The 678-nt window shown below is 36.6% G+C and carries 1 protein-coding gene; it reads left to right on the top strand.

The genetic code is table 11. From position 1 onward, the window contains the following. Window positions 1-524: hypothetical protein (locus ACS8FC_RS17905; protein WP_439297785.1), on the top strand; the 524-nt coding region annotated here is incomplete at its 5' end. Window positions 525-678 lie beyond the last annotated feature (154 nt).

Below are 678 nucleotides of genomic sequence, written 5' to 3'. Positions count from 1 at the left end.
GGTTGCTTTCTAATATGCTAAGAGTTTCAAAAATATCTTCTTCATTTAGTAACGATATTGAGTCTTACGAAGATGGTACGAATGAACAAAATGAATTTATAGATGCAATGTTTAGCTGTTTTGAGCAGCTTAATATCTTGAAAAAGCAAGACGCGTATAAAGGTATTTATGAACATGTAAATCGCGGTGAAAATGATTGGTTTCCTATAGTGGTAATATCTTCGCCTGTAGACAGTTATCCTGAACAACCAGCGGAGCTAACTGTATACAGGGGATGTTCTTTAAAATCATTTGAAGATGAAAGCTATAGGGATCGACAATCTTGGACTACTGATTTTGATACAGCAAAAGCATTCGCTTTTAACCACTATGGATTTGATAAAGAAGATCGAGTTGTTATCAAAACCACTGTAAGTAATTCTGATATTTTTTGGATGAGAGCTAGTGAAAGCGAAGTCGTTTTAAATCCAAAATTTACACCCTTATCAGATGTAATAAAATTAGATTATGAGCAATGTAATTAAGGTGGGCAGATATGACCAACCGCGGCATTAACTTTCAAGAAGAGTTCAGTTCAAAAATCCCTGCCTTAACCTTGCTCACCACGCTAGGCTATCAGTTTATCTCACCGAATGAGTGCAGTGCCATGCGCTCAAAGGTTGCCTCAAATAAAGCGAC

Source organism: Psychrobacter sp. 1Y4 (genome assembly GCF_051847555.1).
The sequence above is the reverse complement of the archived record's forward strand: the minus strand, read 5'-3'. Positions and strand labels throughout refer to the sequence as shown.